Source organism: Vibrio sp. 10N.261.52.A1 (assembly GCF_002876325.1).
Classification (GTDB): domain Bacteria; phylum Pseudomonadota; class Gammaproteobacteria; order Enterobacterales; family Vibrionaceae; genus Vibrio; species Vibrio chagasii.
Genome location: NZ_MCYD01000749.1, coordinates 1 through 7,079, shown reverse-complemented (window position 1 = coordinate 7,079; position 7,079 = coordinate 1). Strand labels below are relative to the sequence as shown.

At 44.1% G+C, this 7,079-nt stretch carries 8 protein-coding genes; 3 read left to right on the top strand and 5 right to left on the bottom strand.

The window, feature by feature from the left end:
* Positions 1 to 68: 68 nt before the first annotated feature.
* The 3 genes from BCT81_RS15450 to BCT81_RS15440 all read right to left on the bottom strand — a co-directional run bounded on the left by BCT81_RS15450 (position 69) and on the right by BCT81_RS15440 (position 2,369).
* Positions 69 to 752 (bottom strand): SDR family oxidoreductase, encoded by a 684-nt coding sequence (locus BCT81_RS15450; protein ID WP_102425003.1) that lies wholly within the window; start codon positions 750 to 752, stop codon positions 69 to 71.
* A gap of 268 nt (positions 753 to 1,020) precedes the next feature.
* A complete protein-coding gene (locus BCT81_RS15445) occupies positions 1,021 to 1,524 on the bottom strand; it encodes a VC2046/SO_2500 family protein (protein WP_277869817.1) in 504 nt (167 codons plus the stop codon).
* Positions 1,525 to 1,757: 233 nt separating this feature from the next.
* A complete protein-coding gene (locus tag BCT81_RS15440) occupies positions 1,758 to 2,369 on the bottom strand; it encodes a Fe-Mn family superoxide dismutase (RefSeq protein ID WP_102425001.1) in 612 nt (203 codons plus the stop codon).
* Positions 2,370 to 2,639: 270 nt separating this feature from the next.
* Here BCT81_RS15440 and BCT81_RS15435 point away from each other — a divergent pair, with 270 nt between their 5' ends.
* Both BCT81_RS15435 and BCT81_RS15430 read left to right on the top strand, forming a co-directional pair.
* Complete coding sequence (locus BCT81_RS15435; RefSeq protein WP_004741702.1) at positions 2,640 to 2,978, top strand: Grx4 family monothiol glutaredoxin; 339 nt, start codon at positions 2,640 to 2,642, stop codon at positions 2,976 to 2,978.
* 96 nt (positions 2,979 to 3,074) lie between these two features.
* Entirely contained in the window at positions 3,075 to 3,704 is a 630-nt protein-coding gene (locus BCT81_RS15430) for a DsbA family protein (RefSeq protein WP_004741701.1), read from the top strand.
* A gap of 190 nt (positions 3,705 to 3,894) precedes the next feature.
* Here the strand turns inward: BCT81_RS15430 and BCT81_RS15425 are convergent, their stop codons facing one another.
* Positions 3,895 to 5,220 (bottom strand): Na+/H+ antiporter family protein, encoded by a 1,326-nt coding sequence (locus BCT81_RS15425; RefSeq protein ID WP_004741700.1) that lies wholly within the window; start codon positions 5,218 to 5,220, stop codon positions 3,895 to 3,897.
* A gap of 65 nt (positions 5,221 to 5,285) precedes the next feature.
* Positions 5,286 to 5,930: a ribonuclease T gene (rnt, locus tag BCT81_RS15420; protein WP_004741699.1), complete on the bottom strand. Its 645-nt coding sequence runs from the start codon at positions 5,928 to 5,930 to the stop codon at positions 5,286 to 5,288.
* Positions 5,931 to 6,118: 188 nt separating this feature from the next.
* Between rnt and BCT81_RS15415 the strand changes: the two genes are divergently transcribed.
* Positions 6,119 to 7,000 (top strand): OmpA family protein, encoded by an 882-nt coding sequence (locus BCT81_RS15415; RefSeq protein ID WP_102425000.1) that lies wholly within the window; start codon positions 6,119 to 6,121, stop codon positions 6,998 to 7,000.
* The last annotated feature ends 79 nt before the right edge of the window (positions 7,001 to 7,079 follow it).

Below are 7,079 nucleotides of genomic sequence, written 5' to 3'. Positions count from 1 at the left end.
CGGGGTCACTTCAGAGACTGGGGCTTTTTTTTGATCTTTGTTTTAACTGGGAGCGACTGTTTAGGGATTTAAACTTCCGCCGCAACCACGCGACCGCTAAAGTAATCGTTAGATATGATGTACTCGGCCGTTCTGGTGAGCTCGTCTTGAAGCTGGGCCCAGTGGCAACGGTTTAACTTTCCATCGGCATTGTGAATAGCGGGAACGACCCCCCCAACACGGATGTTAAATGGGGTTAACTCTTTGGCCCAACTGTGGGTAAAACCGGTAATCATAGAGTTGGCACTCTCTAAGCCTGACACGTCATGGAAGTCATCGTGCGATATGACATTCACTATCACTCCTTCTTTGTCCTCTGCACGTAACCTTTCGGCACTGATTTGACCGAAGGCGAAGAGAGTGGATGCCATATCGGATAGGTCGTTGATAAAGCCACCAACCGGTTGATCGCCGATTAGACTGGGCATTGGTGAACTCACCCAATTATTCACTAATACGTCGGGTGTAGTATTGAAGGTGGTTTGGATGAAATCGAACACGTTCAGAATCGCTTGGCTGTCATTGTTCTCAAGCGGGTAATGGTAAACAGAATCAGAGAATCGGGCGCATTGTAAATAGGCTGCTTGAAGGGCTTCCGTGTCGTTATCGCAGAGGATGACGGTGGCCCCAAGGTTTACAAAGTGGTTCGCTATCGTCCCTCCTAGGCGCGAGCCAGCAGATGTTACCAATATGATTGAGCTTTTTATTTCCATCCCAGTACCTAAGCAAATCGTCCGTGTCGGGTAAGGATGGGTCAAAATTCATACAATGGGTGTGAATTGGTTCAAACTAAGGTATGTGAATTGATAACTTTTTATGAACTTAGTGGCAGGTCACATTTTGTAGTAACTTCAAGTAGTAATCGACATGTGTTGATTGAAGGGTGCCTAAGGCTTGTGGTTCATATAACTCTGGTGAATCATTTTAATGGCGCGAATTGAACAAAGCAGATAGAGATACAGAGATAAAGTTAGACTGAAGCTATACCTGAGCCTGAATTTGATATTTACGCTGAGCAGTAGATAACTCGTTGTAAAGCGTCGCTGACGGAAGATCTGGGGGGGGGTTGTTGGCTAGTTTACGACGATCGTGACCGGAAAGGTTTTGGTAAACCTCTTCAGGTAAGTCACCAGTGTCTTCGGGCATAAATGCCAGAGCTTCAGGTTTTAAGTAATGACAGAGTTTAGCGCTCACTAAGCTTGATTGGTGAAAGTGATTAGACTGTTGTGCTGAAATCTCATAAGACGATTGGTTTGAACGCAGTTGTTGTGGTTCGGCTACACCAAACTGTTTACGTAGGCGATCTTCCGTTGTCTCTGTAACTTCAATTGTGTCGATGGGCGTGCAATCTCGAACATCATTAGAAAACATAGATAACAGCAACGCGAAATCTGCACGGCGACCTTGCTCAACCGCTTGGCTGATTCCGATGCCGAACTTCAGTTCGTTGATGATTCCTGCTTTATCTAAGGTATGTATTTGCATGACGCCTCTCATTTGATACACCTTTAACGGCATGAAGGCAGCAAACTTTAGTCTTTAATTACAAGCGAATAGAGATTTAATTTAGGCTGGGAAAGGGTAGTTAAAAGGGCTAGGTTATTGATCGTTATGTTCGTTGTTTACTATGTAGCAGATCGTAGATACAAAAAAGCTCACGCCTAGGCATGAGCTTTTAATAGATAACTCGCTAAAAATAGCGCAGCTTAAGTAATAGATTACTTAGCTAGGTTCTCTTCTACGAAAGACCAGTTTACTAGGTTCCAGAATGCAGCCATGTAATCAGGACGAACATTACGGAAATCGATGTAGTAAGCGTGTTCCCATAGGTCAACAGTCAGAAGTGGAGTAACACCTTCTTCTGTTAGAGGAGTAGCAGCGTTAGAAGTGTTAACGATGTCTAGAGAACCGTCAGCTTTCTTAACTAACCAAGTCCAAGAAGAACCGAAGTTGTTGATTGCTGAATCAGTGAATTTTGCTTTGAATTCTTCGAAAGAACCGAATGCAGCGTTGATAGCTTCTGCAACAGCGCCAGTTGGTTCGCCGCCTGCTTGAGGAGCTAGACAGTGCCAGTAGAACGTGTGGTTCCAGATTTGAGCAGCGTTATTGAAAACACCACCATGAGCAGCGTTATTGAAAACACCACCAGTAGAAGTCTTGATGATCTCTTCTAGTGTTTTGCCTTCAAACTCAGTACCTGGGATAAGACCGTTTAGCTTAACAACGTAAGTGTTGTGGTGCTTACCGTGGTGGAAATCTAGCGTTTCTGCTGAGATGTGTGGTTCTAGCGCGTCTTTCGCGTAAGGAAGAGCTGGTAGTTCAAATGCCATTGCTCAATTCTCCATTGATATGAAAGAGTTAACTCTTTCGATTGCTTCCAGTGATATTATTATTCATGGCTCGCTATGCTGCCAACCATGGTCAATTTGCTGACTTGGTTTCTAGTTTAGCAAGTTTTTACTTTATTAAAAGCATATTTCTATCACTTTTATGTGAATTGTTAGTCTAGCTTGTTAACCGCTTTTTTTATATGGTTTTTATTCTTTTGGTTTGGGGTAGAATAAAGGCAATAAAAGCCGTAATCCATTAACGAGGAAGCAATGGAAACTATCGATAAAATCAAACAGCAAATTGAAGAAAACACTATTCTACTGTACATGAAAGGTTCTCCTAAGCTACCTAGCTGTGGTTTCTCTTCTCAAGCGTCTCAAGCTCTAATGGCATGTGGCGAAAAATTTGCTTACGTAGATATTCTACAAAACCCTGATATCCGTGCAGAGCTACCAGCTTACGCACAATGGCCAACTTTCCCACAGCTTTGGGTTGAAGGTGAGCTAATCGGTGGTTGTGACATCATTCTTGAGATGTTCCAAAAAGGCGAACTTCAGCCAATCATCAAAGAAGCAGCAGCGAAAGTTGCTGGCGATGACGCTGAGTAAGTTCTAGCCTTTTCGCTGAACAGTAAAATGAGGGGCCTTAATTAGGCTCCTTTTTTGTTGGAATTGATTGAGAGTCGACTCGATAAGGAACGAACAATGAACGTAAAACTTCATTATGTACATGACCCGATGTGCAGCTGGTGCTGGGGATACAAACCAACACTGGAGTTACTAAAACAACAATTGCCTGCGAGCATTGAGTTCAACTACGTAGTAGGTGGCTTGGCTCCAGATTCTGATGAACCAATGTCAGAAGAGATGAAAGGCAAGTTGCAAGCTATCTGGAAGCAGATCGAAGCCAAATTAGGTACAGAGTTCAATCATGAATTTTGGACTGAGTGCCAACCGGTACGAAGCACTTACCCTGCGTGTCGTGCTGTTATTGCTGCGGGTTTCCAAGACCACTACGAGCAGATGCTTGAAGCGATTCAACACGCATATTACTTGCGTGCAATGCTGCCGCACAGCGAAGAGACACATAAGCAATTGGCTGAAGAGCTAGGCATGAATGTTCAGCAATTCGAGAACGATCTTGCTGGTAAGCTACTTGAGGGTGAGCTAGAAGACCAACTGAGCTTCAAACACGCGATGGGTGTGCATTCTTACCCAACTCTAATGCTTGAAGTTGACGGTATCTTCACTGAAGTTGAGCTGGATTACCACTCATCAGAAACGACACTTAAGTCGATTAGAGAAGTTCTAGTAAAGAGCGCTCCTAGCGCTTAATTGACGATACTGAATCGTATTATTCAAAACTACTTCAAAGGCTTGCTCGTAAGGGGAAGCCTTTTTTTTATCCAACGGATTTGGACTCAGGATGTAACTTATCGGAGACATCTCAGATACAAAAAAGACCGCACTAGGCGGTCTTTTTAAGTTTTGAACATTGATTCTGACTTTAGAACCTAGCTTTAAGCTATAGAACCATAGCTGCAATCCAACCGAATACGATCAGTGGGATGTTGTAGTGTAGGAATGTAGGTACAACGGTTTCCCATACGTGCTCATGTTGACCATCTGCATTAAGACCGGACGTTGGACCTAACGTTGAGTCAGAAGCCGGAGAACCAGCATCACCAAGCGCTGCTGCTGTACCAACTAGAGCAATAGTTGCCATTGGAGAGAAACCAAATGCTGCCGCTAGTGGAACGTAGATAGTTGCAAGGATTGGAATCGTAGAGAACGAAGAACCGATACCCATAGTTACCAGTAGACCAACCACCAACATAAGTAGTGCAGCTAGAGGTTTGTTGTCACCGATGCTTGTTGAAAGTGCTTCAACCAAAGATTCAACGCCACCAGTTTGCTTCATTACTGCTGCGAAACCTGCCGCGGCAATCATGATGAAACCGATCATTGCCATCATGTGTACGCCCTTGGTGAAGACATCTTGTGTCTCTTTCCAAGCAATTACGCCACCGAAAGTGAAGACCATGAATCCAGCAAGTGCACCGATGATCATTGAACCAGTCGATAACTGAACCGTTAGTGCTGCAACAATACCTGCCGCTGCTACTAGGATGTGCTTCTTGTTGATCTGTTTCGCTTCAGTTGAAACAACCGTGTGAGAGGTTTCTTTGTATTGGCGAGGCTTACGGTAAGTGAAGAACACTGCCGTTAGAAGGCCAAAGATCATACCAGCAGCTGGTAGTAGCATTGCCATTGGTACTTGGCTCGCCACTACACTTTCAAGACCGTTGTCGTGAAGGTTCTTAAGCAGAATGTTGTTTAGGAAGATGCCACCAAAACCGATTGGTAATACCATGTATGGTGTAATCAGACCAAAAGTAAGCACACAAGCAACCAGACGACGGTCTAGGTTCATTTTTGCGAATACGCCTAATAGAGGTGGAATTAAAATTGGGATGAAGGCGATATGTACCGGAATCACGTTTTGCGATGACATTGTCACTAGGATCAAAGACGCTAGGATGCCGTATTTAAGACCAGTCGATGCCGTGCTGTTCTCTTTGCCGTGAATGCGTTTAATAACACTTTGAGCAAGTAGGTCTGTGATACCAGAACGTGAGATAGCAACAGCGAATGTACCAAGCATAGCGTAGCTAAGTGCGATAGTTGCACCGCCGCCTAATCCACTTTCGAAAGCCGCGACTGCGTCGTTCAAGCTCATACCAGAGGCTACGCCACCGATAATTGCACTGAACGTCAGAGCAACGACTACGTTTACGCGCATCAAAGCTAAAACAAGCATGATGCAAACTGAAATTACAACAGGATTCATATTATTCTCGGGATGTTGTGTTCTTTATTAAAGGTAATACGACAATACGTTTACCGATTCTATTTTTATTCTTCGTCAACAAGCGGCCAACCACCAAGGGCTTTCCATTTGTTTACTATGCCGCAAAATAACTCAGCGGTTTTTTGCGTATCATACAAAGCAGAGTGTGCTTCTTTGTTGTCAAAATCCATCCCTGCAGTGCGGCAAGCTTTAGCCAAAACGGTTTGACCGTAGGCAAGACCACTAAGAGCTGCAGTGTCAAAAGTAGCAAATGGATGGAAAGGGACGCGTTTAAGCTTACAGCGCTCACTTGCCGCATTGACGAAGTTTAAATCGAATGTAGCATTGTGAGCGACCATGATTGCACGGCTGCAATCTGAAGCTTTTTGTTCTTTTCTCACTAGCTTGTAGATTTCTTTAAGGGCTTCTTGTTCAGACACTGCGCCACGTAATGGGCTAAATGGGTCTTTAATTCCGTTAAAGTCTAATGCTGCCTGCTCTATATTTGCGCCTTCAAAAGGCTCAATGTGAAAATGAAGCGTTGATGCTGGGTGCAGATCTCCGTTTTCATCCATTTTTAATGTAATGGCACAGATTTCTAATAATGCATCGGTTTCTGCGTTAAACCCTGCGGTTTCCACGTCGATGACCACTGGAAAATAGCCACGGAAGCGTTTTTTTAGGGTCAGAGCTTCGTTTTCTACAATCATGTTAGCCCAAATAAGTGTGATTAAGGCTGCATTATTGCAGATAATAGCAGTGATAAAAACTAGGAAAGGGCAATAAATCACAAATTACCAAGCGCATTTCGGCTTGATAATTGCATAATTAAACTCAACAGAAATAGGCGGCAATTGGCTGCATTGTTAAACGAATTGCTTAAGAGATACTCCACTTTATGAAGAAACAACTCATAACAGGTTCAATGCTATTTTCGCTCCTTGTGTCGTCATCAGCGATGGCACAAGAAAAGCGTTACGGAGCATCTCCTCAACAGTCGACATGGGAGATGGTGGCTAACACACCACTAGAATGTCGCTTAGTACATCCTATCCCTAATTTCGGTGATGCTGAGTTCTCATCCCGAGCGAGTAAGAAAATCATTTTAGATTTTGAATTGAAAATGCGTCGTCCGATGGGCGCGACTCGTAATGTCAGCTTGATCTCTATGCCGCCACCTTGGCGCCCAGGCGAGAGTGCCGATCGGATGACAACCATCAAGTTCTTTCAGCAATTTGATGGCTACGTTGGCGGTCAAACGGCTTGGGGTATCCTGAGTGAGTTAGAGAAAGGGCGCTATCCAACATTTAGCTACCAAGAGTGGCAGAGCCGAGATCAGCGTATTGAAGTGGCGTTATCGTCGGTTTTGTTCCAAGAGAAATACAATGTGTTCAGTGATTGTATCGCGAACTTGTTGCCGTACAGCTTCGAAGATATCTCATTCACTATTTTGCATTACGACCGTAACAGCGATCAGTTAAACAAGTCGTCACGTAAAAGGCTTAGTCAGATTGCCGAGTATGTTCGTTACAATCAAGATATTGACCTTGTTTTAGTCGCGACCTACACCGATTCGGCAGACAGCAAAGGCATTAGCCAAAACCTGTCAGAACGAAGAGCTGAGTCTTTAAGAGAGTACTTTAAATCTCTTGGTTTGCCGGAAGACCGCATTCAAGTGCAAGGCTATGGCAAGCGTCGCCCAATTGCTGATAATAGCTCGCCAATTGGTAAAGATAAGAACCGACGTGTGGTTATCTCCCTAGGTAGAACGCAAGTCTAAGCTGGTAGCGAAAGACCTTAAATGATAAAGCCCGTCACTATGACGGGCTTTTTGTATCTGAATGTCTCGTCCTGAAATG

Excerpts from the sequence above, each read along its gene's own strand:
- BCT81_RS15450 (WP_102425003.1), bottom strand. The coding sequence starts at position 752 with ATGGAAATAAAAAGCTCAATCATATTGGTAACATCTGCTGGCTCGCGC.
- BCT81_RS15430 (WP_004741701.1), top strand. The coding sequence starts at position 3,075 with ATGAACGTAAAACTTCATTATGTACATGACCCGATGTGCAGCTGGTGC.
- BCT81_RS15435 (WP_004741702.1), top strand. The coding sequence starts at position 2,640 with ATGGAAACTATCGATAAAATCAAACAGCAAATTGAAGAAAACACTATT.
- BCT81_RS15440 (WP_102425001.1), bottom strand. The coding sequence starts at position 2,369 with ATGGCATTTGAACTACCAGCTCTTCCTTACGCGAAAGACGCGCTAGAA.
- BCT81_RS15425 (WP_004741700.1), bottom strand. The coding sequence starts at position 5,220 with ATGAATCCTGTTGTAATTTCAGTTTGCATCATGCTTGTTTTAGCTTTG.
- rnt (WP_004741699.1), bottom strand. The coding sequence starts at position 5,930 with ATGATTGTAGAAAACGAAGCTCTGACCCTAAAAAAACGCTTCCGTGGC.
- BCT81_RS15445 (WP_277869817.1), bottom strand. The coding sequence starts at position 1,524 with ATGCAAATACATACCTTAGATAAAGCAGGAATCATCAACGAACTGAAG.
- BCT81_RS15415 (WP_102425000.1), top strand. The coding sequence starts at position 6,119 with ATGAAGAAACAACTCATAACAGGTTCAATGCTATTTTCGCTCCTTGTG.